This is a genomic window from uncultured Cellulomonas sp., from assembly GCF_947494015.1.
GTDB lineage: Bacteria > Actinomycetota > Actinomycetes > Actinomycetales > Cellulomonadaceae > Pengzhenrongella.
The window spans coordinates 1-24,879 of the sequence record NZ_CANLTL010000004.1 but is presented as its reverse complement, the minus strand read 5'-3'; the positions used below and the strand labels follow the sequence as shown (position 1 = coordinate 24,879).

The following is a 24,879-nucleotide window of genomic DNA, read 5'->3' as shown; positions in this document are numbered from 1 at the left end:
CGCGCGGGCAGCGGAGGTCACGGCGGGGCGGGGCGGCCGCCGGTCACAGGACGAGATCCCGGACGGACGTCAGCTCGATGGCGCCGCCGGCCGGCCGCGCGGCGGCGGCACGCACACCCAGCCGGTCGGCGGCCGGCAGCGGGCCGAGGTCGAGACCCGCCGTGGTGGCCACGTCGAGCACGGGGACCTGGAAGGTGCGGTACGCGCCGAGCTCGGTCGTGGCCGCGGGGCCGGCGTCCGCCGCGGTGCCGCGGACCCGCTCCCGGTCGAGCAGGGCGACCAGGAGGTCGCTCTGATCCAGCAGGTAGGCCGTCGCCGCCAGGCCGGCCGGGCCGGCCCACACGGCCACCTTCCAGAACGCGCGCGGCACCTGCACGCCGCGGTACACCGGGTCGCCGGCGTCCAGCACGGGTCCGGTGAGCACCGTCAGGCGGGTGTCCGTGGCGTCGGCGTGCTCGAGCAGGTAGTCCTCGAGCCCGAGCCACAGGTCCTTGGACTGGTTGAAGACCGCGGCCTGCGGTGCGGCGTTGGTGAAGCAGAAGGTCGCGGCGTTGGCCGCGGCGGCCACGGCGGGCTCCCCCCAGACGGGGTCCCGTCGCCGCACGAGGTGGCCGCGGTCCAGGTCGTTGCGCGCGTAGACGTCCTGGCCGACCTGGGCCGACGCCGGCACCCGCTCGTCGAGGAACCAGTCCAGCCCTGCCCGCGGCAGGTCGAGCAGCCGCGCGCCGTCGACGTTGACGGCAGTGGCCGCCGCGAGCCGCCGGGCCGGGTCGAGCTGCACGGTGAAGTGCGGGTAGGAAAGCTGGACCCAACCCCCGGGTGTGCCGGCGCTGCTGCCGGTGCCGGTGCGGGTGCCGGTGTCGTCGCCGTCATCGGCGGCGGGGCGCGGCAGGGGGACGGTCCAGGTCAGGAACGACGGGTCGTAGCTCATGGCACCAGGCAACCAGCCGCCACCGACGCGCGCGCCGGGCCGTGCTCGTCCAGACTGGGCCGCCGACCACTACCCCCCGGCCACCGCCGCCACCGCCGCCGCACCGGCACACCCGTACCCCGCACCCCTTGGAGCGCCATGTCCCGCGTCCTCGTCACCGGCTCCACCGACGGCATCGGTCGGGAGACCGCCCGGCAGCTGCTGGCCGACGGCCACGACGTCGTCGCGCACGCCCGCGACGACGAGCGGGCGGCGGACGTGCGCGCCGCGCTGCCCGGCCTGCGCGACGTCGTCGTCGGCGACCTCGCCTCCCTCGAGCAGACCCGCCGGCTGGCCGAGGCTGCCGCCGACGCCGGACCGTTCGACGCCGTCGTGCACAACGCCGGTGTCGGTGGTGGCTCGGGTGAGCGGCAGGTGACCGTCGACGGCCTGGAGCGGATCGTCGCGGTCAACACGGTCGCCACGTACCTGCTCACGGCCCTGGTGCCGCGGCCGGGCCGCCTGGTGTACCTCACCTCCGGCCTGGAGTCGCAGGGCACCGTGCAGCTGGACGACCTGCAGTGGCAGCGGCGGGACTGGGACGGCATGCAGGCCTACTCCGACTCCAAGCTGCACGACGTCGTGCTCGCCTTCGCCGTCGCCCGGCTGTGGCCCGACGTGCACGCCAACGCGGTCGACCCGGGCTGGATCCGCACCCGGATGGGCGGGCCCCGCGCGACGGACGACGTCGCCGACGGCGCTGCGACGCAGGTGTGGCTCGCGACGTCCGACGACGACGCCGCTCGGGTCACCGGGCGGTACCTCAAGCGCTTCAGCGTCCTGGACGCCAACCCGCAGGCGTCGGACGTCGGGCTGCAGGACGCGCTGCTGGACCACCTGGCCGGCCTCACCGGGGTGCGGCTGCCCCGCTGACCGGACCGCGACCCGGCGGGGGCCCGCCGGCGGCCGACGTCGGCGGGCCGTGGCAGCATGACCCGCGACCCGGCCCTCCGACCCAGGCCCACGACGTCGGGCCCCCGACGTCCGGCGAAGGGACACCCGTGCTGCGCAGCACCGACCGCATCCTGACCACCCACGCCGGCTCGCTGCCGCGGACGCCGGAGCTCATCGCCGCCAACGCGGCGCGAGCCGCCGGCGAGGGGCCCGAGGGCTTCGAGGACCTGCTGCGCGAGCAGGTCGCCGGTGTCGTCCGGCGCCAGCTCGACGCCGGCATCACGGTCGTGGGCGACGGCGAGTACGGCAAGGCGATGAGCTCGCCGGTCGACTACGGCGCGTGGTGGTCGTACTCGTTCCAGCGGCTCGGCGGGCTCGAGCTCGACCTGGAGGGCCGCTGGGCCGTGGACCAGGTCGCGGCGGCGCCCGGCGACGTGCGGCTGACCGGCTTCCTGCACCGCCGGGACCGCCAGCGGTTCGCCGAGGCGTACGCCGACCCGGCGTCGGGCATCTTCTCCGGCGGGGACGACCCGGCGCCGTTCCCCAAGTGCACCGGCCCGCTGACGTACACCGGCCACGACGCGGTCGCCGCCGACGTCGCCAACCTCCGCGCCGCCGTCGACTCGACCGGCGCGGCCGAGGGCTTCATCACCGCCCTGTCCCCCGGCAGCGCGTCCCGGATCGCCAACGAGCACTACGCGTCCGACGAGGAGTTCGTGTACGCCTGCGCGGACGCCCTGCGCCCCGAGTACGAGGCGATCATCGACGCCGGCCTGGTGCTGCAGATCGACGACCCCTCGGTCGCGGAGAACTTCGACCAGATCGACCCCGAGCCCAGCATCGAGGACTACGTGCGCTTCACCCGGGTGCGGGTCGAGGCGCTCAACCACGCCCTGCGCGGGCTGCCGGAGGACCGCATCCGCTTCCACCTGTGCTGGGGGTCGTGGCACGGGCCGCACACGACCGACCTGCCGATGGCGGACATCGTCACCACGATGCTCGAGGTGAACGCCGGCGGGTACACGTTCGAGGCGGCCAACGCCCGGCACGAGCACGAGTTCACGGTGTGGGACGACGTCGCCCTGCCGGACGGCAAGGTGATCATCCCCGGCGTGGTGGGGCACGCCACCAACGTCGTCGAGCACCCCCAGCTGGTCGCCCAGCGGATCCAGCGCTTCGCCGAGCGGGTCGGCCGGGAGAACGTCCTGGCGTCGACCGACTGCGGGCTCGGTGGCCGGGTGCACCCGCAGATCGCCTGGGCCAAGCTCGAGGCGCTCTCGGCCGGTGCGCGGATCGCCAGCGAGCGCCTCTGGCGCTGACCGGCCGGCGCGGCCGCGGTCAGTGGACGGTCAGGCCGCGCGCCCGGAACTGGCCCCGGACCCGCTCGACGAGCTGCGGGCTGGGCGCGCGGGTGTCGGCGAGCTCGTACCGCAGCCCCAGCGACTGCCACTTGTCCTGCCCCATCTGGTGGAAGGGCAGCACCTCGACGCGGCTGACGGTCGCCAGCGAGGCGACGTAGTCCGCCACGACGTCGACGTTCGCGACGTCGTCGGTCAGGCCGGGCACCAGGACGAAGCGGACCCAGATCTCGGTGCCGCGGGCGGCGAGGCGGCGCCCGAAGTCGAGCGTGGGCTGCAGGTCCCGGCCGGTGACGCGGCGGTAGGTGTCCGGGTCGCCCGACTTCACGTCGAGCAGCACCAGGTCGAGGTCGTCGAGCATCGCGTCCGAGCAGTGCGCTCCCAGGAAGCCGGACGTGTCGATCGTCGTGTGGATGCCCAGCTCCTTGGCGCCGCGCAGGATGCGGCGCACGAACGCCGGCTGCATGAGGGGCTCGCCGCCGGAGATGGTCAGGCCGCCGCCGGTGGCGGTGAAGATGCCCCGGTACCGCGCGATGCGGGCCAGGAGCTGGTCGGCCGTGACCGGCTCGCCGCGCCTCATCTCCATGGTGTCCGGGTTGTGGCAGTACAGGCACCGCAGCGGGCAGCCGGCGAGGAAGACCGTCAGCCGGGTGCCGGGGCCGTCCACGGCGGTCACCAGCTCCCAGGAGTGCACCGATCCGAGCTCGCCGGCGCGCATCTGCGCGAGGCGCTCGTGCCGGTCGGCGTCGGACACGTCCAGCCCCGCGGTGCCGGTCGACGAGCGGCCGAGCGCACCGCCGACCAGGGGGGTCGTCAGCTCGATGACGGGGGCGCCGTCGGTCGTGGCGGGCAGGGTGGCCGGCTGCGTGCTCATGTCACCACTGTGCCGACGCGACGGCGCCCGGGCCTGGGACCTCGGTCCCCCCGGGCGCCGTCGACGACGAGATGTGGCTCACGTCCTGCGGCGGTGAGTCACACCGCCCCGTGGAACGTGCGGGACAGCACGTCGAGCTGCTGCTCGCGGGTCAGCCGGGTGAAGTTGACCGCGTACCCGGACACCCGGATGGTCAGCTGGGGGTACTTGTCGGGGTTCTCCATCGCGTCGGTGAGGGTGTCCCGGTTGAGGACGTTGACGTTGACGTGGAACCCGTGCGACAGCGTGTAGGCGTCGAGCAGACCGACGAGGTTGCCGACCTGCTCCCGGCGGGTCCGTCCGAGCCCGGACGGCACCACCGTGGAGGTCAGCGAGATGCCGTCCTGCGCGTCGTCGTACGGGAGCTTGGCCACCGACAGCGCGCTGGCCAGCATCCCGTGGGTGTCGCGCCCGTTCATCGGGTTGGCGCCCGGGGCGAACGGCTGGCCGGCCCGGCGCCCGTCCGGGGTGTTGCCGGTGTGCTTGCCGTAGACCACGTTGGACGTGATGGTGAGCACCGACTGGGTGTGCACCGCACCCCGGTAGGTCGGCTGCCGGCGGATCTTGGCCATGAAGGACCGCACGAGCTCGACGGCGATGTCGTCGGCCCGGTCGTCGTCGTTGCCGTACGTGGGGTACTCGCCCTCGACGTCGTAGTCCACCACCAGGCCCGTCTCGTCGCGCACGGGGCGGACGGTGGCGTACCTGATCGCCGACAGCGAGTCGACCGCGACGGAGAGCCCCGCGATGCCGCAGGCGAGCGTGCGCAGCACGGTGCGGTCGTGCAGCGCCATCTCCAGGCGCTCGTAGGCGTACTTGTCGTGCATGTAGTGGATGCAGTTGAGCGCGTCGACGTAGGTCTCCGCGAGCCAGTCGAGCAGCCGGTCGTAGGCGGCCCGGACCTCGTCGTGGTCCAGGACGTCGCCGGCCAGCGGCGCCGTCGCCGGCGCGACCTGCTCGCCGCTGATCTCGTCCCGGCCGCCGTTGATCGCGTACAGCAGCGCCTTGGCGACGTTGACCCGGGCGCCGAAGAACTGCATCTGCTTGCCGACCGTCATGCCCGAGACGCAGCACGCGATGGCCGCGTCGTCGCCGCACTGGCCACGCAGCAGGTCGTCCGACTCGTACTGGATGGCCGAGGTGTCGATCGAGACCTGGGCGCAGAACTGCTTGAAGCCGTCCGGCAGGGCGGCGCTCCACAGCACGGTGAGGTTCGGCTCGGGCGCCGGTCCGAGGTTGTACAGGGTCTGCAGGTAGCGGAACGACGTCCGGGTGACGAGCGGGCGGCCGTCGTCGCCCATGCCGCCGATGGACTCGGTGACCCAGGTCGGGTCGCCGGAGAACAGGGCGTCGTACTCCGGGGTCCGCAGGAACCGCACGATCCGCAGCTTGATGACGAAGTCGTCGATGATCTCCTGCGCGGCGGTCTCGTCGAGCACGCCGTCGGCCAGGTCCCGCTCGAGGTACACGTCCACGAACGTCGACGTGCGCCCGAGCGACATCGCCGCGCCGTTCTGCTCCTTCACGGCGGCCAGGTACGCGAAGTACAGCCACTGCACGGCCTCGCGGGCGGTGGTCGCCGGGCCGGAGATGTCGTAGCCGTACGAGGCAGCCATCGTCTTGAGCTCACCCAGCGCCCGCACCTGCTCGGCGAGCTCCTCCCGGTCGCGGATGACGTCCTCGGTCGAGCGCTCCAGGTCGAGCTCGGCGCGCTCGAGGCCCTTGGCGGCGACGAGCGCGTCCACCCCGTACAGCGCGACGCGGCGGTAGTCGCCGATGATCCGGCCGCGGCCGTAGGCGTCCGGCAGACCGGTGACGATGTGGGACTTGCGGGCGGCGCGGACGTTGGGCGGGTAGACGTCGAAGACGCCGGCGTTGTGGGTCTTGCGGTACTCGGTGAAGATCTTCGCCACCGTGGGGTCCGGCTCGTAGCCGTAGGTCCGCAGCGCGTTCTCCACCATCCGGTAGCCGCCGTTGGGCATGATCGCGCGCTTGAGCGGGGCGTCGGTCTGCAGGCCGACGATGATCTCGTTCTCCGCGTCGATGTACCCGGGCGCGTGCGCGGTGATGGTCGACGGCGTCGTGGCGTCCACGTCGTACACGCCCTTGGCGCGCTCCTCGGGGAACATCGCGGTCAGCTTCGCCCAGACGCCGGCGGTGCGCGCCGTCGCACCCGCGAGGAACCCGGCGTCGCCGGTGTACGGGGTGTAGTTGCGCTGGATGAAGTCGCGGACGTCCACGCCGTCCTGCCACGGGCCGGGCACGAACCCGCGCCAGGCGGGCGCGGTCGTCGCTGTGCGGGTCGGCCCGGTCGTCGATCCGGGGTTCGGGACGGTCGTGGTCATCATGGGTCCTTCCAGGGTGTCGGCCCGTGAGCCGGTGGCGTGCGGTCGGTCGGACACGGGTGGCGCCCGCGCTCGTCCTGTCACGACTCTTCCGCGCGTCGTGGGCCCTCGCGTAGGTCCTCGGTCCCGGATTCGTCACCCCGTCGTCCCCCCGACGCCTCCCGCCCCCTCGACGCCTCCCGCCCCCTCGACACCGCCTCGGCACACCCGCTCGACGCCACGCGTCGGCTGTCGGGCCGCTGCGGATTCGACGGGTCGGTCCCCGTCGCGCAGGCTGGGCACCATGCCTGACCGCAGCCATGCCCCGAGCACCCCGAGCTCCAGGCGCGCCCGGTGAGCGCGCCGATCAGCACCCCGCGCCGGTCGACGCCTCGCCCACGCCGACGGCCGGTCACCCCCCGGTCCGTGGTGGCGCTGGCGATCGGCGCGAGCCTGCTGGCGGCGTGTGCGCCGGCGGACCCGTCGTCGGACCTGCGAGCCGGCGGCCCCTCGCCGACACCCACCGCTCGCCCGACACCGTCCCCGACGCCGAGCTGCGTGCCCGCACCGCTCGAGCGTCGCGCCGCCGCGGTGCTGGTGGTCGGCCTCCCCGGCGTCACCTCGCCGGACGACGCCCTCGCCCACGAGGTGGTCGACCTCGGGGTCGGCGGCGTCTTCCTGTCCGAGCCCAACGTCGCGTCCGTCGAGTCGACACGCCGGCTGACCGCGGGCCTCCGGGAGCGGGCCGGGCGGCCGCTGCTGGTGTCCACCGACGAGGAGTCCGGACGGGTCGCCGTCGCGGCCGGCGTCGTCGGGTCGGGACCCTCGCCGCGGCGCCTGGCGGACGAGCGCACACCGGCCGAGGTGCGCGCCTTCGCCGGCGACATCGGGGCGGACCTCGCCGCCGTGGGCGTCGACGTCGACCTCGCCCCCCTGCTCGACCTGGACGACGGCCCGGCTCGCGGCATCATCGGCGACCGCTCGTTCGGCGCCGACCCGGCCACCGCGACGGAGTACGGGCTGGCGTTCGCCGCGGGCCTGGCCGACGCCGGCGTCACGCCGACCGTCAAGCACTTCCCCGGTCACGGCCGGTCCACGACCGACACGCACGCGACCACCGAGGTGGTCGACGCCTCGATGGACGATCTGCGCACCACCGACCTGGTGCCGTTCCAGGCCGCCATCGACGCCGGGGCCCCCGTGGTGATGCTGAACCACCTGCAGTACGAGGCGCTCGACCCGGAGCTGCCCGCGTCGCTGAGCCCGCGCGCCTACGCGCTGCTGCGGGACATGGGCTTCGACGGTGTCGCGATCACCGACAGCGTCGGCATGGGCGCGGTGAACCTGCGCTGGAACTTCCCCGAGGCCGCCGTCGCGGCGGTGGGCGCGGGCGCGGACGCGGTCCTGACCACCGACGGCAGCCAGGCGCTGGGCATGCGCGACTCGCTGGTCGAGGCGGTGCGGACCGGGCAGCTGCCCGAGCAGCGGCTGTCCGAGGCGGCGGCCCGGGTGACCGCGCTGGCCGGCGGCGACCCGGTCGCCATGTCGTGCCTCGACGTGCAAATGCCGGTGCTGTCCGTGCCGCCGACGGCGGCGTCGCCCACCCCGTAGTCCAGCCCGTCGGTCAGCACGTCGGTCAGGCCCGCGGCGGCGAGGGGCTGACCGCCGGCGCCGGCGCCGGTCCGGCGCCCACCACGCCCGCCGCCCGGAGTCTCGGCAGGACCTGCGCGGCGACGCGGGCGTAGCTGCGCGGTGCGTCGTCCCCGCCGGCGACGAGCACCACGCGCGACGCCCCCGCGTCGGACCACCCCGTCAGCGCCCGGACGACGTCGTCCGGGCCGCCCGCCGCGGCGATCGACGTGACGACGTCGTCGGTCACCTCACCGTCCGCCTCGGCCCCCAGTCCGGCCAGCCGGGTCAGCTGGGGGAAGATGCCGAGGTCGAGCACCCGTCGCACCCGCTGCCGGACCGTCTGCAGCGCCCGGTCGCGGTCGTCGTCCACCTCGACCATCGCGAAGACCACCGTGCTGCCCGGGTCCCCCGCCCCGGCCATCTGCGCGCGCGCCCACCGGACGGCGTCGGGCACCGTGACCTCGGGCAGCACGACGCCGTCGGAGCAGCGCGCCGCCATCGCCAGGCCGACCGGCCCCGTCGTGCCCACGAGGATCTCCGGGCATGCCGCGGGCGGGCGGCCCAGGGCCACGTCGTCCACCCGGACATGGGTGCCGTGGAACGTGACCCGCTCCCCCGCCAGCAGTCGCCGGAGCACGAGGGTCGTCTCCTCCAGCGCCGCAGCAGGCCGAGGCGTCGCGGCGCCGATCTGGGCCATCCACTCGGGCACGCCGTGGCCCACACCGAGCACCAGGCGGCCCGGGGCGAGCCGCTCGAGCGCGGCGACCTCCATGGCCAGCGTCACGACGTTCCGGGTCACGGCCGGCAGCAGGCCCAGACCCACCCGCAGGCTCGTGGTGTGGGCCAGCGCCGTGGCCGCCATCGCGATCCCGCCCGCCCACGGCAGGTCCTCGCTGAACCACAGCTCGTCGTAGCCCTGCTCCTGCGCCTGGCGGGCGAAGGCGGGCAGGTCCTCCGGCGGCCAGTCGGGCTCGAAGCGGACGCCGAGCCGCAGGCTGCCAGGGGCGTCGGGGGCTGCCATGGGTGTCTCCTCGCTGTGCGGTGGGCCCGCCCGGGGCACGCTCGGTGGTGGGCAGGCGGCTCGACGCGAGTATGGCCGCTCGTCGGGGTGGTGGGTCGCGGTCGGGCGTCTACGGCACCCGGGTCACGGCGCGGGCGTACCCGTCGAGCAGCTCGGCCAGCTCGCGTGGGCGGCTGAGCGCGACGCAGTGCCCGGCCGGGAGCTCGTCGGGGACGACGCCGAGCCGATCCGCCGCGAGCCGCCGCTGCAACGGCGCAGGCAGGAACCGGTCCTCCGCGCCGATCACGCAGTGGGTGGGGACGGATGGCAGCGCGTCCAGCGGCCAGGGGTCGTCGTACGCGGCGCTCGACTCGCCTCGGGACCTGCCCATCGCCTCCTCGGCCAAGGACCGCGGCACGTCGTGGTAGTAGGCGACCAGCGGGTCCCCGTGGCCGGTCAGCCCGCCGTCCTTCTGCGCCTGCGACGCCACCGCCTCACGGAACCCGGCGGTCGTCCACCAGTCCGCCGGCCGCTCGCCCGGTACGGGGATCATGCCCGCGACGAACACGAGCGCGTCCGCCGGCGCCCGCGCAGCGACCAGTGCGGCCGTGAAGCCTCCGTACGACTGCCCCACCACGACCAGGTCCGGCCGGTCGCCGACGGCGTCCAGCACGGCGTCGGCGTAGTCGGACAGCGTGGCCGTGTCGTCGTCGCAGGGCAGGTCGGGCGCCACCACCTCGTGACCCCGGGCGCGCAGCTCGGGGTCGACCAGGTGCCAGTACCAGCCGACGTCGCCCCCGCCGTGAACCAGCACGAAGGTCGCCATCGGGGCGCACCTCCCGTCCGTGATGTCCCGTCCCGGGGCAGACGGCTGCGCGGCACGGAAGTCATCGGGTGATCGGGGGTCGGCCGGGTGGAGGGGGCCGGGCCGAGGCGCGGGGCCGACGGGCGAACGGCGCAGGTGGACGGTCAGCCGGTCCGGCCCAGGACCCAGCGCAGCGCGTCAGGCAGCAGGACGCCACCGTGGTTGGGGCTGTGCCCGCCGTCACCGACCACGAGCCGCACGTCGTACCGGGCCTCGGCAAGAGCGGCCGCGACGCGCAGGTTCTCGGCGAACCAGCTCGTACCGAGCCCTTCGCCGTGCAGGTCGTGGTGGGCGGCCTGCATGAAGATCCGCAGCGGTAGGCGCGGACTGCGGCGCACGAGCTCCGGGTAGGGGTTGCCCCCGGGCATCTGCACGAAGCTGGACAGCGAGCACACCACGCGTCGGAACCGGTCCGGCCGCATCCAGGCGGCGGTGAACGCGGCGTTGCCTCCGCTGCTGCCGCCGCAGATCACCCAGCGCTGCGGGTCGTCGGTCACGGCGTACCGCTCGGTCACCCGCGGGACGACCTCGGTGAGCAGGTAGGTGACATAGCGGTCGTCGAAGGCGTCGTACTCCACGTTGCGGTGCTTGGGCTGCGCGGCGCCGACGAGCTCGCCCGGGTCGACGAAGAGCCCGATGGTGGGCGGGATGTCACCGCGGTGCACGAGGTTGTCGAGCACGAGGGCGCCACGGACCTCGCCGTCGGGGTCCAGGTACCAGCCGCCGTCGTTGAACACCACGAGGCCGGCGGGTCGCGCTGGGGCGTACCCCGCCGGCACGTGGATCCACACCTTGCGCGACGTGCCGGGGTACACCCTGCTCGCGTCCAGCTGGAGCTCGACGGTCTCGCCGGCGGGGACGTCGGGATGCCGGACGGAGTCGGGGCCGTGCGCGTACCGGACGTCGGCGAGCTCGTGCGGCAGGGCGCGGTACGGGACGGGTGTCGGCACGTCCGGGACTCCAGGTGCAGGCCGCCCCACCGCTCACGAGCGCGACGTCGGCACCCCGAACCAGGATCGCAGCCGGCCATCGAGCTCGGTCTGGTCGGTGCCGACCCACACGACGTGCCCGTCCGGACGCAGCAGCGCCGCCGGCACGTCGAGGGGCTCCACGTCGCCCACGTGGTCCACCACGCCGTCCACCACGTCGTCCATCACGTCGACGACGTGGTCGACGCGGTCCTGCCACCCGGCCGCGGACAGCCGGCCGGTCCGGTCCAGCAGCACCCCGCGGCCCGCGTGCATGAGGCCGTACAGGTGCCCACGACCCAGCCGCAGGTCCCGCATCCGGAGGCCGAGCCGCCGGTGTCCCTCGCCGACGTCGTAGCGGATCCCGATCGCGGTGACCCGCTCCACCAGGCGGCGGTTGACCTCCTCGAGTCCCATGAGGTCGGCCAGCACCTGACGGACCGCTCGAGCGCCCGGCTCGGTGGACATCAGCTCCATCTGCGCGCGCGTGAGGTCGAGCACGTCCGCGGCGACCGGGTGCCGCTCGGCATGGTAGCTGTCCAGCAGCCCCTCCGGCGCCCAGCCGTCGACCTCCGCGGCGAGCTTCCAGCCGAGGTTGAACGCGTCCTGGACCCCGAGGTTGAGCCCCTGCCCACCGGCGGGCGGGTGCACGTGCGCGGCGTCCCCGGCCAGCAGCACCCGGCCGGTTCGGTACCGCTCGACGAGCCGGGTCCCGTCCCCGAAGCGCGACAGCCAGCGGGGCGAGTGGGCGCCGAGGTCGGTGCCGGCGACGGCCCGCAGCCGGCGCGTGAGCTCCTCGAACGTCGGCGGGGCGGCGCGGTCCCCGGCGACGCCGTCGGCGGGGACGACGACGCGGTACCGCCCGTCCCCCAGCGGCCCGGCACCGAACCGCAGCTGAGTGCGGCGGACCTCGGCGACCACGGCCGCGACCTCGTGCGGTGGCGCGGACAGCTCCATCTCACCCAGCAGCGTGTCGACCCTCGACGGCTCCCCCGGGAACCCGACGCCGACCAGCCGGCGCACCGTGCTGCGGCCGCCGTCGCAGCCGACCAGGTACCGCGAGCGCACCCCGGTGCCGTCGGTGAGGTCGGCGGTCACCCCGTCGTCGTCCTGCCGCAGGTCCACCAGACCGACGCCGCGCCGGACGTCGGCGCCCAGCGCGGTCGCGTGCCCGGCCAGGATCCGGTCGGTGACGGGCTGCGGGATCGCGAGGATGTACGGATGGGCGGTGTCCAGGTCCGCCGGGGGCGGTGCGGGGATGCCGGCGAAGCCGCCGAGCGGATGCTGCGTCCCGTGCTCGAGGAACCGCTCCAGCAGCCCCCGCTGGTCCATCACCTCGATGCTGCGCACGTGCAGGCCCAGCGCGCGCACCACCTCGGTCGGGGACGGCTCGCGGTCGAGCACGAGCACACCGGCACCGTGCAGCCTCAGCTCGGCCGCGAGCATCAGGCCGGTCGGACCGGCCCCCACCACCACCACGTCTACGTCCCGCGCGTCGTGCACCATGGCCGCGAGCCTGCCCCCGGACGGGGCCCTTGCTGCAAGACCCGCACCGCGCTATACGTTGGGAGTGGCACCGGTCGCGCCTGCGCCGGTGCCGCAGTCATGGACCCCGCGTCCCCTCTCGCGGGGGGCGGTGGACGACGCGCAGCGCGGCACCCGCGGCCAGGACGGCACCGGCGAGGCGCACCCTGTCGGCAGCACGCAACGTGGCGAGCAGCTCGGGACTGCGGCCCTGCCCCAGCCGCCGGTGCGTGGGGGCCGCGACGAACGCCGTCGACAGCGCCGCACCCGCCGCGCCGCCCACGGCCGCCAGCGACGACGGCGTCCGCGGCCCGGAGACCAGCACCCGGGCGCAGGCCGCGGCCAGAAGCGTGTAGACCGGGGCCACCACGACCCCGATGCGCCGTGAGTGCGCGGCGTGCGCCGCCGCCCACCGGTCCTGGGGGACCTCCGCGAGGGCCGGGTACACCACGCCCGTCACCACGGCCTGGAAGCCGAGGTGCAGCGCGGCAGCGGCGAGCAGCCCACCCGCCGGGGTGAGTCCCGTGGCGTCCCGTCGTCCGACCATGGGACCCAGCCTGGCCCACGGGGGGGCGGCTGTGCCCGCCGCGCCGTCCGGCCGGTCGCCACGAGCGGCTGCTCGCGCCGACCGGCCGGACGCCGTCACGCCGGCGCCGACGACGCCTCGCGGGTCCGGATCTCGTCGACCGATGTGCCGTAGTAGGCCGCGGCCATGAGGTCCTTCATGTCCGCGAGCATCGGCAGCCGCGGGTTCGCCGGTGCGCACTGGTCCTCGTAGGACCGCATCGCCAGCTCGTCGAGCCGCCCGATGAAGGCGTCCTCGGCCACGCCCTGCTCCTGGAACGACCCGGGGATCCCCACGGCGGTCCGCAGCCGCTCGACCGCCCGGGCGTAGGACTCCACCCCCTCCGCGGGGGTCGACGCCGGCAGACCGAGCGTCGCCGCGATCTGCTGGAAGCGCTCCGGGGCGACGTAGTGCTCGTACTTCGGCCAGCTCGTCAGCTTGGTCGGCACGGTGCCGTTGTAGCGGATCACGTGCGGCAGCAGGGTCGCGTTGGTGCGCCCGTGCACGAGGTGGAACGTCGAGCCCACCGTGTGCGCCATCGCGTGCACGATCCCCAGGAACGCGTTGCCGAACGCCATCCCGGCGATGGTGCCGGCGTTGTGCATCCGCTCGCGTGCCGCCGGGTCGTCACCGGCCACCGACCGCTCCAGGTTCTCGAAGATGAGCCGGATGGCGTGCAGCGCCATGCCGTCGGTGAAGTCGTTGGCGTAGACCGACACGTACGCCTCCGTCGCGTGGGTCAGCGCGTCGAACCCCGAGTCGGCGGCGAGCGACGCGGGCATCCGGCCGGTCAGGGCCGGGTCGATGATCGCGACGGTCGGCGTCAGCGCGTAGTCCGCCAACGGGTACTTGATGCCGGTCGCGGGGTCGGTGATGACCGCGAACGGCGTCACCTCCGCGCCGGTGCCCGACGTCGTCGGGATGCACACCAGGCGCGCTCGGTCACCCAGCGTGGGGAACTTGAACGCCCGCTTGCGCACGTCGAAGAACTTCTCCTTGAGGTCGGCGAACACGACCTCCGGGTGCTCGTACCGCAGCCACATCACCTTCGCCGCGTCCATGGGCGAGCCGCCGCCCAGCGCGATGATGGTGTCCGGGCCGAACTCCCGCATGAGCTCGGCACCGCGGTCCACCGTGGCGATGCTCGGCTCGGGCTCGATGTTGTCGATGATCTGCAGCGCGACCGTCTCGGCGCGCCGCCCGAGGACGTCGAGCACCTTGTCGACGAAGCCGAGCTTCGTCATCGTCGAGTCCGTGACGATGGTGACCCGGTGCACGTCCGGCATGTCGGCGAGGTAGCGGATCGCGTGCGGCTCGAAGTACGTCTTGCCGGGAACCTTGAACCACTGCAGGTTGTTGGTGCGACGCCCGATGCGCTTGATGTTCACGAGGTTGACCGCCGACACGTTGTTGGACACCGAGTTGTGGCCGTAGGAGCCGCAGCCCAGGGTGAGCGACGGGATGAAGGCGTTGTAGATGTCCCCGATGCCGCCGAGGGACGCCGGCGAGTTCCAGATCACCCGCACGGCCTTGACCCGGCTGCCGAAGCGCTCGGCCAGCTCGGCGTCCTCGGTGTGGATGGCGGCGCTGTGCCCCAGGCCGTCGAGCTCGACCATCTGCTCGGCGAGCGCGATGCCGTGCTCGGTCGAGGCGGCGCGCAGGACCGCCAGCACGGGGCACAGCTTCTCGCGGGTCAACGGCTCCTGCGGGCCCACGCCGGAGACCTCGGCGAGCAGCACCGACGTGTCGTCCGGCACGCTGAAGCCGGCCTGCTCGGCGATCCACTGCGGGCTCTGCCCGACGACGGCGGCGTTCAGCCGCGCGCCCGCGCAGTTCCCGGACCCGGCGGCGACCCCGAAGATGAGCGCCTCGAGCATCGCCTTCTGCTCGGGCGTGCACCGGTGTGCGTGCAGCACGCCGAACTCGTCCATCGCGGCGTCGTAGATCTCGTCGTCCAGGATGACCGCCTGCTCCGAGGCGCACACCATGCCGTTGTCGAACGCCTTGGACAGCACGACGTCGTTCACGGCGCGCTGGAGCCGGGCCGACCTCTCGATGTAGGCCGGGACGTTGCCGGCGCCGACCCCGAGGGCGGGCTTGCCGCACGAGTACGCGGCCCGGACCATCGCGTTGCCGCCGGTGGCGAGGATGAGCGCGACGCCGGGGTGGTGCATGAGGGCGGACGTCGCCTCGAGCGACGGACGCTCGACCCACTGGATGCAGTCCTGCGGTGCGCCGGCCGCGACGGCCGCGTCCCGCACCACGCGCGCGGCGGCGACCGAGCACTGCTGGGCCGAGGGGTGGAAGGCGAACACGATCGGGTTGCGCGTCTTGAGCGCCATCAGGGCCTTGAAGATCGCGGTCGACGTCGGGTTGGTCACCGGCGTGATCCCGGCGACGACGCCGACCGGCTCGGCGATCTCCACGATCCCGGTCAGCTCGTCGCGCCCGACGACGCCCACCGTGCGCAGCGTGCCCATCGAGTGGGTCACGTGCTCGCACGCGAAGATGTTCTTCACCGCCTTGTCCTCGAACACCCCCCGCCCGGTCTCGGCGACGGCGGCCTGCGCGAGGGGCCCGTGCTGGCTGAGCGCCGCCACCGAGGCCTTCGCGACGACGTGGTCGACGTCGGCCTGGGTCAGGTGCATGAACTCCGCCAGCGCCTTGGTCGCCGCCGCGACCAGGGCGTCCACGGCGTCGCCGACCGCGCTGGTCCCGCCGGTGGACCCGCCGCTCGTGTCGGCGCTGGACCGACCGCCAGTGTCGGCGGTGGTGCCGGCGGTGGTGCCGGCGGTGGCGTCGGCGGAGGCGTGCGCTGTGCTCATGATCGTCCCTTCCCAGGGCCGCGGTTCCGCGGCGAGCCGACCTGGCTCGCCGCCCACCCTGCTGCGGCCCGCGGCCGTCCACCCGGGTCGAAGGTCCGGGGTGGCCGGCCGATTTGGCCGGCGGCCGCGCTCGGGTGCACCGTGTCCGGGACCTGGGTCCCACGCCGTCGCGCCGTCGAGCACGGACAGTGGTGCGGACCTGACCGGCACGAGGCAGACCGGCACCAGCTGAACCGGCACGGACGGAGCACCACGTGAGCGCCACCCAGAACCGCCCCGCGAACCGCCGCCGTGAGGAGGCCCGCGCGGCGGCCGAGCGGCTGCGCGCCGAGCAGGCGCGCGCTGCGCGCCGGTCGCGGACCATCGCCATCTCCGTCCTGGTGGCGTGCCTGGTGCTGTTCGGCGCCGTGGTGGCGGTGATCCTCGTCTCCGGGGACGACGGCGACGACGCCGCCGGGGGCGCCGTGCCGTCGCTGGACGAGGTGAGCGCGCCCGCCGGCGCCACTGGGGACGGCGCGATCCCGGTGGGTGCGGCCGGGGTTGCCGGGAGCACCGAGGGGGCCGACCCGGATGCCGTCGTGGTCAGCGTGTACGCCGACTACATGTGCCCGTTCTGCGGCCGGTTCGAGGAGATCAACGCCGCGACGCTGGCCGAGATGCGCGAGGCCGGTGACGTCGTGGTGGAGTACCACCCCGTGTCGATCCTGGACCGGCTCTCGTCGGGGACGCAGTACTCGACGCGCGCCGCGACGGCGGCGGCCCTGGTCGCCGACCGCTCGCCCGAGGCGTTCGTCGCCTTCAACGACGTGATGTTCGTCGACCAGCCGGCGGAGAACAGCGAGGGCCTGACCGACGCGCAGATCGCCGACCTGGCCGCCGGTGCCGGCGCGGCCCAGGCCGTCGTCGACGCGATCGCCGACGGCAGCTACCTCACCGGCCCCGACTCGTTCGCGCCGTGGGTCGCCGCGCTCACCGGACGGGCCGGGGAGGACCTGGACCAGCTGGCGACCCCCGCCATCCTGGTCGACGGCGAGCCCCTGGACACCGACGAGTACGACTGGAGCCAGCCCGGCCGGCTCGCGGACGCCATCGAGGCCGCCCGCGGCTGACGGGCCGGCGACCGACGCCGCCCTGCCGCCCGCACCCTGCCGCCCTCACCCTGCCGCCCTCACCCGCGACGCACCGGCATGATGGCGCCCGTGACGCAGCCACCCGAGCCCGCCGGCCCCCTGCCGGGCACCCCGCCCGTCCCGGTCGGCAGCCCCGAGGACGCGCTCGAGCCGGTGGAGCTGATCCGGCAGTCCGGCGTGGTGCTGCGCACCGGACGGGCGATGCTCGCCGCCGGCACGGGGTCGTACCGGGTCAAGACGGCGATGCAGCAGGTGGCGCACGCGGTCGGGGTCGACCGGCACGAGGCCCACGTCACCCTGACGGAGATCACCGCGACCTCCCACCGCGGGTCGATCTTCCGCACCGAGGTCACCGAGGCCCGCACCATCGGGGTGAACTCCGCCCGGCTGGCCGAGCTGACCCGCCTGTGCGACGGGCTGCGGCCGGGCACCTCGGTCGACGCCGTCGACCACGAGCTGGACCGGATCGAGGCGATGGCGCCGCTGTACCCGGCACCGGCCAACGCCCTGTTCGCGGCGATGGCGTGCGGTGCGTTCGCCTACCTCAACGCCGGCGGCCCGATCGAGGTGCTGGGCGTCGCGCTGGCGGCCGGGCTCGGCCAGGCGGTGCGTCGCTGGCTGCTGCACCGCCGCATCAACCAGTTCGGCACCACCATGGTCGCGGCCGGGGTGGCGTGCCTGGTCTACCTGGGGTTCGTGCTCGGTCTGCAGCAGTGGGCGGGGGCCGAGCCGAGCCACCAGGCCGGGTACGTGTCCGCGGTGCTGTTCCTGGTGCCGGGGTTCGCGCTGGTCACCGGCGCGCTGGACCTGGCGAAGCTGGACTTCTCCGCGGGCATCGCGCGGACCGTCTACGCCAACATCATCCTGATCGCGGCCGGGCTCAGCGTGTGGGCGGTGCTGTGGGTGACCGGCGTGAGCGCTCCCCCGCAGTCCCCCGAGCCGCTGCACGCGGCGCTCGAGGTCGTGCTGCGGCTGCTCGCGAGCTTCCTCGGCGTGCTCGGCTTCGCCCTGATGTTCAACTCCCCGCTGCGGATGGCGCTCGGGGCGGCCGTGATCGGCATGGTCGCCAACGTGCTGCGGCTGGAGATGGTGGACGTCGGGGTCGCGGTGCAGGCCGCCACGATGGGCGCGACGCTGCTGGTCGGTCTGCTCGCGGCCTGGGTCGCCCCGCGGCTGCGCGTGCCCCGGATCACGGTGTCGGTGCCCGCGGTCGTCATCATGGTCCCGGGCGCGGCGGCCTACCGCGCCGTCGTCGGGCTCAACGACGGCGACGCGGCCACGGCGTTCGCATCGGGCGCCCAGGCCCTGTTCGTCCTGGTGTCGATCGCCGTCGGCCTGGCGGCGGCCCGCATGCTGACCGACCGCGCGTGGGCGTACGAGCGCTGAGCCTGCGCGCGGCGGCACGCGACCGTGGGCTGGGTGTGCAGCCGCGGTGGACTGCCTAGGCTGCACCCATGCCGCCGACCACACCCGCCGCCCGCAGCACCGGTGACATCGCCGTCATGATCGTCGACGACCACGAGGTCGTCCGGCGCGGCATCGCCGAGGTGATCGACCGCACCGAGGGGATGACCGTCGTCGCGGAGGCCGGCACGGTCGCCGAGGGTGTGCGCCGCGCGACGCTGGTCCGTCCGCAGGTCATGCTCGTGGACCTGCAGCTGCCCGACGGCAGCGGCATCGACATCCTGCGGGCCGTGCGTGAGGCGCTGCCGGCGACGCGCGCCGTCGTGCTGACCTCGTTCGACGACGACGACGCCCTCGCCGCCGCCCTGGAGGCGGGCGCGGCCGCGTACGTGCTCAAGTCGGTGCACGGCGCGGAGATCGCGCAGGTCATCCGCTCGGTGGCCGCCGGCCGGACCCTGCTCGACGAACGGACGATCACGCGCCGTCGGGCGGGGCACGACGACCCGGCCGGTGACCTGACGCCGAGCGAGCGCAAGGTGGTCGACCTGATCGGCGAGGGCATGTCCAACCGGGAGATCGCCGACCGGCTCGGGGTGTCGGAGAAGACCGTCAAGAACCACGTCACCGCGGTGCTGGCGAAGATGGGCCTGCAGCGCCGGACGCAGGTCACGGCATGGGTCGCCGGCCGCAGGGCGAGCGCCTGGCGCGGCGACAGCCGCTGACGCCCGTCGCCCGCGGCGACCGCCGCTGACGCCCGTCGCCCGCGGCGACCGCCGCTGACGCCCGTCGCCCGCCGCGACCGTGCCGCCGGCCGAGCGGCTGCCCGCTCAGCCGAGCAGCTGGGTGCCGTACCGGGCGACGATGGCGGTCGCCAGCAGCACGAGCCAGGCGGCCACGACGAACAGGTCGACGTCCGCGGCCACCGCGGCGGCCGCACGCGCCTGGAGCCGACGCGGCAGGTAGAGGTTGTCGTCCCGGACGTTCACGTGCGTGAGGGACGTGAACACCAGCGTGGTGGAGACGGTCACCAGCAGGCACCACGGGCACAGCGCCCCGATGACGAACATCGACTGCGCGAACAGCCAGTACGCGAACAGCAGGCCGATCGTGTAGACGGCCTGCGCCGACGCCATGAACCACCGCGGGAACCGGGCCCCGCCGAGCGAGGCGACGGCGATGGTGATGACCACCGGCTCGGCCATCAGGCCGAGGAAGGCGTTGGGGAAGCCCAGCAGAGACGCCTGCCACGACTGCGCGACCGTGCCGCAGCTGAGGGTCGCGTTGATGTCGCAGGCCAGCACCGTGCCGGGGTCGGCGGCGAGCCGGACGGCGTCGATCGACAGCACGAGCGAGGCGAGCAGGCTGACGCACGCGGACAGCAGCATCGTGGTGAAGATGAAGCGGTCCGAGCCGCGCAGCCGGTGCAGCCGGGCCAGCACGGTGGCCTGTGCCGGGTCGGTGGTGACGGTCATGGGGCCCATGGTCGCAGCCCCGGGACGACCGGTCAGTCCCAGAACTGGGGCAGCGAGTCGTCGTCGGCGACACCGAGCTCACGCAGGAGGTCGGCGAGGGTCAGGGCGCGGGTCTGGGTCGTGTCCATGACCACAGGATCGGCCGGGACGGCGCCGATGTGACAGGACGGAGGTCCTAGATGTCCCGATCGTCCGTCACACCCGCGAGCCGGCGGACGGCGGCCAGGCCCGCGCCGGTGCCGGGCCAGTGCCGGTCGAGCGCTCCCGGCCCGGCGTGCCGGACCACCGACCGCAGCGCGAGCGCCACCACCACGGCGTCGTCGGCGTAGCCCAGCACGGGCACGACGTCGGGGACGAGGTCGAACGGCAGCGCGAGGTAGCCGAGCAGCAGCCACAGCCGGACCCGGACGCCGCGGGGCACGGCGGGGTCGGCGGCGAGGCGCCGCACCAGCCGGACGACGTCGGGCAGCAGCCGCAGCGCGTCACGGACCCCGAGGTCGTCGGGCCGGTACCGCCACAGCACGGCGAGCAGCGCCAGCCACAGCAGCAGCACGCCGGCGACGACGCCCACCACGGGCGCCCACCAGGATCCGTCCATGCCCCGAGTGTGCCCGCCACGGGTGTGTGCGCGGACTGGCCGTCCGGCAGCGGCTCCGTTGCCAGACGCGCGGCTCCGCCGCCGGATGCCGTGCGCGCGTCGAGCGTCGAGGCGTGCCGCGGACCGTGACGGCGCGGTGCGGGCACGCGTGTCGCTACGTCCCGGCCGTGCCAGGGCTGCCCGAGGTGCCCGACGTGCCCGGGGTGCCCGACGTGCCCGGGTTGCCCGGGGTGCCCGACGTGCCCGACGTGCCCGGGTTGCCCGACGTCCCGGGCGTCCCGGGCGTCCCGGAGACGCCCACGAGCGGCGGGCCGGCCGATCCCGCCGGGTACTCCCCCAGTGGCACCGCCTCGGCGGACCACGCGTGCAGGACCGGCTCGACGACCCGCCAGGCCTCCTCGGCCTCCTCGGCGCCGATCGACGTGCGGGTGCTGCCGGTCAGCACGTCGGTGATCACCACGCCGTAGGCCGACCGCTCCCCCGGCGCGTGGACCCGCGGGCCACCGCCCGCCGCGGCGAGGGCGTCGTCCGCCGGCCCCGTTGACCGCCCGCTCCCGTCCGGGTCGCCGGCGGCGGCGTCGAGCTCCAGCCAGAGCTCGGTGTCCGAGACGCGCTGCGCGCCGGGCGGGACGTGGTCGGGCACCGCGGTGCGGAAGTGCAGCGCGACTCCCTTGCGGTCCGCTGCCATGGCCTTGCCCGTGCGCAGCACGAACGTCGTCCCCGACCAGCGCGGGCTGTCCGCCGTGAGCACCAGCTGGGCATGGGTCTCGGTGCCGGCGGACGGGTCCACCCCGGACTCCTCGGCGTACCCGGGCACGGGGTGGCCGCCGGGCACCCCGGGGACGACCAGCGAGCCGGCGGTGTAGCGCGCGCGGGCGGTGTGGGCGGTGATCGTCTCGGGGGCCGGTGCTCGCAGGGACCGCAGAAGGGTCAGCTTGGCGGCGTGCAGGTCGTCCTCGGAGGGACCGGCGGGTGGCTCCATCGCGGCCAGCACCAGGACCTGGAGCAGGTGGTTCTGCAGGACGTCGCGCGCGGCGCCGGTGCGGTCGTAGAAGCCGGTCCGGGTGCCGAGCCCGAGCGTCTCCTCCCAGATCACCTCGATCCGCTCCAGGTCGGTGCCCGACCACACCGGCTCGAGCCCGCCACCGCTCCCGCGCAGGCTCTCCAGGGTCTGCACCGCAGGCATCCCGAGGATGTGGTCGACCCGGAACACCGCGTCGGGGGCGCCGCCGGCGACAGCGGTCAGCAGCCTGTTGAGGTCGACCGCGCTCGCAAGGTCCGCGCCGAACGGCTTCTCGACGGCGACGCGGCTGCCCGGCGGCAGGCCGGCCGCCGCGAGTGCCCGGAGGGTCGGCGCGAACACGGTCGCCGGCAGCGCCAGATACACCGCGACCGGTGCCGGGGCGGCGCCGGGCGCTCCCCCGGCAGCCTCGGCGACGGTGCGAGCCACGTCGTCGTGGTCGGTCAGCTCCACCCGCCGGTACCGCAGGGCGCTCAGCAGCCACTCCCTGGCCGGCTCGTCGACGTCGGCCGCGTGCTCGGCGAGCCGCGTCCCGACGTGGTCGCGGAAGGTGGCGTCGTCCCAGTCCTCCTGCCCCGCGCCGACGACCTGCAGGTCCCCCGGCAGTCGTCCGGACTGGCGCAGGGCCGCGATCGCAGGCAGGAGGAACCGCCCGGCCATGTCCCCGGTCGCGCCGAGCAGGAGCAGTCGCATGATCATGGCGCCGACCCTGGCACGGGTCGGGCCGCGGTGCTCGCCTGCGGTCGGTCCGCCGGGTCAGCCGCCGATGAGCCGGTCCAGGAGCGGGAACGTCGGGTACGGCTGGTCCACGTCGCCGAAGTGGCCCTCGTCGCGTACGACGAGCGTCCCGCCGAGCCGGTCGAACATGGCCCGGCCCTGCACGGCGTCACACCCGTAGGGGTCGACGACGGAGTTCACGAAGCAGAGGTCCGCGGCGTGCGCACGGATGGCTGCCCAGTCGTAGTCGTCCTGGAGCACCGGCTCGTCGGCTGTGTTCGGCGCCGTCGCGTAGCCGGCCACGAGCACGGCTTGCGCGACGGTGACATCGAGGTGCTCCAGCAGGGACAGCAGGAGCGCGGCGCCGCCGGAGTGGCCGACGAGCACCGTCTCGTCGTCGAACGCGTGCCGCCGCAGGACCTGCGGCAGGAAGGTCGCGATCGGCTCCACGTTGAGCGCCGGGTAGTGCGGCGTCTGCACCGCGTAGCCCCGGTCGGTCAGCCGGCGCGCGAGCCACGGGTACCAGATCGCATCCGGGCTCCCGCCGGTCCCGTGGAAGAGGATCGCGTTCTTCGGCACGACACCCAGTGTGCTCGACCGCGGCCGCTCCGGTGGCCGGACGGCGAGGGCACGGGACGGGGACGCGAGCGGTGGTGGCGCGAGTCGGCATCACCCCTCGTAGGGTGCACGCATGCCACGCCCATGCCCGTGCCCGAGGTCCGAACCGACGGGCCGAGCTGAGCGCCGGTCCATGGAGCGCTGGGCACAGGGTGTGCGGGTCGGAGTCGCCGGCGGCGGGCCTCTGCCGCGCCTCGTCGCCAACCTCGTGGAGGACGTGGTCGCCCGCACCGGTATCGGCGCGGCGCGGTTGACCGTGCGCGACCGGCCGGACCGGACGCGATGACAGCGGAGTACAGGTACGACGTGGAGGTGCTGCACCTGCTGGTGTCGCCGGAGCACGCGTACTTCGGCCGTCCGCGCGACGGTGCCGTCGACGTACCCACCACCGATGCCGACCGGGTCGAGATCGTGGCGGGCAAGGGGATCGTCGGGGACCGGTTCTTCGGCAAGGCGGCGCACGTGGACGCCGCCGTGACGTTGTTCGCGGTGGAGGCCCTGGAGGCGATCGCGGCCGAGCTCGGCGCCGGACCGTTCGACCCGTTGCGCACCCGCCGCAACGTCGTGCTGCGGGGGGCTCACCTGGCGCCGCTGCTGGGTGAGGAGTTCGTGGTGGAGTCGCGTGACGCGTCGGTGCGTCTGCGAGCCGGTCGGCCGGCGAACCCGTGCGCATGGATGGACCGTGTGCTGGCGCCCGGCGCCCACGCGGCGATGCGCGGTCGCGGTGGCGTGCGGTGCCAGCCGCTGACCAGCGGGCTGCTTCACCGCGGACCGGCTGTGCTCGTGACCCCCGTCCCGCTCGAGCCCGGGCTCGCCGGGGTGCCGAGCCGTCGGCTGCCGTCTCGCCTGCCGTAGCGGAGCCGCCCGTCGCGAGCTCGGGCGGAGCGAAGCCGGCCGCAGCGAGGACCGCCGGCTCATCGTGACCGTCGGCCGCGACGACCTGTCGATGGGCCGTGCTGAGACGCGGGTGCCAGGACGGGTGCCCCGCACCGATCCGCGGCGACCGGTGCCGTGCCGCGCTGAAGGAGATCGATATCTGCGTGCACCGGCGTGTGCGTGCGATGCGCCGACGCCGCTCGCGCCTGGGTGGCTCATCGGTCGGCCGCACGTCCAGACTCGAACGGACGCGACGCTCGATCACGGTCCGGGTCGATCTGGGTTCCGTGGGTGTCGTGGAATGTCCAGTGTTTTCCGTGGCGGTGGATCTGTATTGCGCGGCGGTGGATGAGGCCGTGGTGGTAGGTGCACAGGAGTATTCCGTTGTCGACCTTGGTGGCGCCGTTGTCGCGGGCCCAGTGCTGGACGTGGTGGGCTTCGCACACCGGTGGTGGTGCGGTGCAGGTGGGGTATTGGCAGTGTGTGTCGCGGGCGGTGATCGCGGCGCGTAGGTGTCGGGTGAAGGTGCGTTCGGCGCGTCCGACGTCCAGGACTTCGGCGTGGGGTCCGAAGATGATGCGGTTGATCTGGCTGTCGCACGCGATCCGGTCGAGCAGCGCGCGGGGGACGGGGGTGCGGTCCTCGTACTGCGGCCCACCGGCCACGGCGTGACCGGTCAGCATCGTCGCGGTCACCGCCGGCGGGGTGCGGGGAGCCGGGTCGTGGCCGCCGGTGGGGGCCGCGGCACCTGGACCGGTGGAGGCCTGGTTCGCGGTCCCGTTCGCCGCGGATCCCGCACCGCCGCCCAGCTCATCACCGAGCAGCGTGCCCTGCTCGGGGCAGGCGGGGGCGGATCGTGCCAGTGCGGCCTCGGCGCGGGCGCGGAAGGTCGGTTCGTCGACCAGGACCGTGACCCGCGGGCGCACTGCCCGGCCGGTCCCGACCAGGCCGTGGTCGAGGGTGATCGCGGCGAGGTCGGCCAGGGCGTGGGCGCGGCGTTGGGTGGGGGTGCGGTCGTCGTCGACCGCCGGCACCGCTGTCACCGCGGCCAGGGCGGCTTTCAGGGTCTGGCCGTGCTCGATGGTGAGCTGCCCTTCCAGGTGGTACCCGTCGCCCATGCGGGAGAGCTCGAGGTGTTCGCGGTCGCAGGACTCGACGTAGCCGCGGTCGTCGGCGTCGGGGTCGGCGTAGGCGGCCCACTGCCG

Annotated in this window: 21 protein-coding genes; 7 read left to right on the top strand and 14 right to left on the bottom strand. The window is 74.5% G+C overall.

Annotated elements, in window-relative coordinates; genetic code table 11:
• Window positions 1-43 precede the first annotated feature (43 nt).
• A complete protein-coding gene (locus Q0840_RS05585) occupies window positions 44-931 on the bottom strand; it encodes a DNA/RNA non-specific endonuclease (protein ID WP_298457317.1) in 888 nt (295 codons plus the stop codon).
• 138 nt (window positions 932-1,069) lie between these two features.
• Here Q0840_RS05585 and Q0840_RS05580 point away from each other — a divergent pair, with 138 nt between their 5' ends.
• Together Q0840_RS05580 and Q0840_RS05575 are read left to right on the top strand one after the other, a co-directional pair.
• Window positions 1,070-1,843 (top strand): SDR family NAD(P)-dependent oxidoreductase, encoded by a 774-nt coding sequence (locus Q0840_RS05580; protein WP_298457314.1) that lies wholly within the window; start codon window positions 1,070-1,072, stop codon window positions 1,841-1,843.
• Window positions 1,844-1,971: 128 nt separating this feature from the next.
• On the top strand, window positions 1,972-3,183 hold the full coding sequence (locus tag Q0840_RS05575) for a cobalamin-independent methionine synthase II family protein (RefSeq protein WP_298457313.1): 1,212 nt from the start codon (window positions 1,972-1,974) through the stop codon (window positions 3,181-3,183).
• Between the two features lie 19 nt (window positions 3,184-3,202).
• On the opposite strand, the gene pflA is transcribed toward Q0840_RS05575, so the two are convergent.
• Together pflA and pflB are read right to left on the bottom strand one after the other, a co-directional pair.
• Window positions 3,203-4,096, bottom strand: a complete 894-nt coding sequence (gene pflA / locus Q0840_RS05570) for a pyruvate formate-lyase-activating protein (protein ID WP_298457311.1) — start codon at window positions 4,094-4,096, stop codon at window positions 3,203-3,205.
• A gap of 98 nt (window positions 4,097-4,194) precedes the next feature.
• Window positions 4,195-6,480: a formate C-acetyltransferase gene (gene pflB, locus Q0840_RS05565; protein WP_298457306.1), complete on the bottom strand. Its 2,286-nt coding sequence runs from the start codon at window positions 6,478-6,480 to the stop codon at window positions 4,195-4,197.
• Between the two features lie 537 nt (window positions 6,481-7,017).
• Here pflB and Q0840_RS05560 point away from each other — a divergent pair.
• The gene (locus Q0840_RS05560) at window positions 7,018-8,070 is read left to right on the top strand and encodes a glycoside hydrolase family 3 N-terminal domain-containing protein (RefSeq protein WP_298457304.1); all 1,053 of its coding nucleotides are present in this window, start codon (window positions 7,018-7,020) and stop codon (window positions 8,068-8,070) included.
• Between the two features lie 25 nt (window positions 8,071-8,095).
• Here the strand turns inward: Q0840_RS05560 and Q0840_RS05555 are convergent, their stop codons facing one another.
• The 6 genes from Q0840_RS05555 to adhE all read right to left on the bottom strand — a co-directional run bounded on the left by Q0840_RS05555 (window position 8,096) and on the right by adhE (window position 15,838).
• Complete coding sequence (locus tag Q0840_RS05555; RefSeq protein ID WP_298457302.1) at window positions 8,096-9,112, bottom strand: LLM class flavin-dependent oxidoreductase; 1,017 nt, start codon at window positions 9,110-9,112, stop codon at window positions 8,096-8,098.
• Between the two features lie 109 nt (window positions 9,113-9,221).
• The gene (locus Q0840_RS05550) at window positions 9,222-9,917 is read right to left on the bottom strand and encodes an alpha/beta fold hydrolase (RefSeq protein ID WP_298457301.1); all 696 of its coding nucleotides are present in this window, start codon (window positions 9,915-9,917) and stop codon (window positions 9,222-9,224) included.
• Window positions 9,918-10,060: 143 nt separating this feature from the next.
• Window positions 10,061-10,906: an esterase family protein gene (locus Q0840_RS05545; RefSeq protein ID WP_298457298.1), complete on the bottom strand. Its 846-nt coding sequence runs from the start codon at window positions 10,904-10,906 to the stop codon at window positions 10,061-10,063.
• A 33-nt stretch (window positions 10,907-10,939) separates the two neighbouring features.
• Entirely contained in the window at window positions 10,940-12,430 is a 1,491-nt protein-coding gene (gene rox, locus Q0840_RS05540) for a rifampin monooxygenase (protein ID WP_298457295.1), read from the bottom strand.
• A 97-nt stretch (window positions 12,431-12,527) separates the two neighbouring features.
• A complete protein-coding gene (locus tag Q0840_RS05535) occupies window positions 12,528-12,995 on the bottom strand; it encodes a hypothetical protein (protein ID WP_298457293.1) in 468 nt (155 codons plus the stop codon).
• Window positions 12,996-13,090: 95 nt separating this feature from the next.
• Entirely contained in the window at window positions 13,091-15,838 is a 2,748-nt protein-coding gene (gene adhE, locus Q0840_RS05530; RefSeq protein WP_298457291.1) for a bifunctional acetaldehyde-CoA/alcohol dehydrogenase, read from the bottom strand.
• A gap of 254 nt (window positions 15,839-16,092) precedes the next feature.
• Here adhE and Q0840_RS05525 point away from each other — a divergent pair, with 254 nt between their 5' ends.
• From Q0840_RS05525 to Q0840_RS05515, 3 genes are all read left to right on the top strand, one after another.
• Entirely contained in the window at window positions 16,093-16,947 is an 855-nt protein-coding gene (locus Q0840_RS05525; RefSeq protein WP_298457289.1) for a thioredoxin domain-containing protein, read from the top strand.
• 90 nt (window positions 16,948-17,037) lie between these two features.
• Entirely contained in the window at window positions 17,038-18,354 is a 1,317-nt protein-coding gene (locus Q0840_RS05520) for a threonine/serine exporter ThrE family protein (protein WP_298457286.1), read from the top strand.
• A 116-nt stretch (window positions 18,355-18,470) separates the two neighbouring features.
• On the top strand, window positions 18,471-19,094 hold the full coding sequence (locus Q0840_RS05515; protein ID WP_298457911.1) for a response regulator transcription factor: 624 nt from the start codon (window positions 18,471-18,473) through the stop codon (window positions 19,092-19,094).
• A gap of 105 nt (window positions 19,095-19,199) precedes the next feature.
• On the opposite strand, the gene Q0840_RS05510 is transcribed toward Q0840_RS05515, so the two are convergent.
• The 4 genes from Q0840_RS05510 to Q0840_RS05495 form a co-directional block, all read right to left on the bottom strand.
• On the bottom strand, window positions 19,200-19,844 hold the full coding sequence (locus tag Q0840_RS05510; RefSeq protein ID WP_298457283.1) for a vitamin K epoxide reductase family protein: 645 nt from the start codon (window positions 19,842-19,844) through the stop codon (window positions 19,200-19,202).
• A gap of 175 nt (window positions 19,845-20,019) precedes the next feature.
• The gene (locus tag Q0840_RS05505) at window positions 20,020-20,442 is read right to left on the bottom strand and encodes a YkvA family protein (protein WP_298457280.1); all 423 of its coding nucleotides are present in this window, start codon (window positions 20,440-20,442) and stop codon (window positions 20,020-20,022) included.
• A gap of 154 nt (window positions 20,443-20,596) precedes the next feature.
• Complete coding sequence (locus Q0840_RS05500) at window positions 20,597-22,162, bottom strand: glucose-6-phosphate dehydrogenase (protein WP_298457277.1); 1,566 nt, start codon at window positions 22,160-22,162, stop codon at window positions 20,597-20,599.
• Between the two features lie 57 nt (window positions 22,163-22,219).
• Window positions 22,220-22,759 (bottom strand): alpha/beta hydrolase, encoded by a 540-nt coding sequence (locus tag Q0840_RS05495; RefSeq protein WP_298457275.1) that lies wholly within the window; start codon window positions 22,757-22,759, stop codon window positions 22,220-22,222.
• A 321-nt stretch (window positions 22,760-23,080) separates the two neighbouring features.
• Here Q0840_RS05495 and Q0840_RS05490 point away from each other — a divergent pair, with 321 nt between their 5' ends.
• Window positions 23,081-23,653, top strand: coding sequence for an MOSC domain-containing protein (locus tag Q0840_RS05490; RefSeq protein ID WP_298457273.1), 573 nt, complete (start codon window positions 23,081-23,083; stop codon window positions 23,651-23,653).
• A 236-nt stretch (window positions 23,654-23,889) separates the two neighbouring features.
• Here the strand turns inward: Q0840_RS05490 and Q0840_RS05485 are convergent.
• A partial coding sequence (locus Q0840_RS05485; RefSeq protein WP_298457270.1) for an HNH endonuclease signature motif containing protein occupies window positions 23,890-24,879 on the bottom strand: 990 nt, incomplete at its 5' end.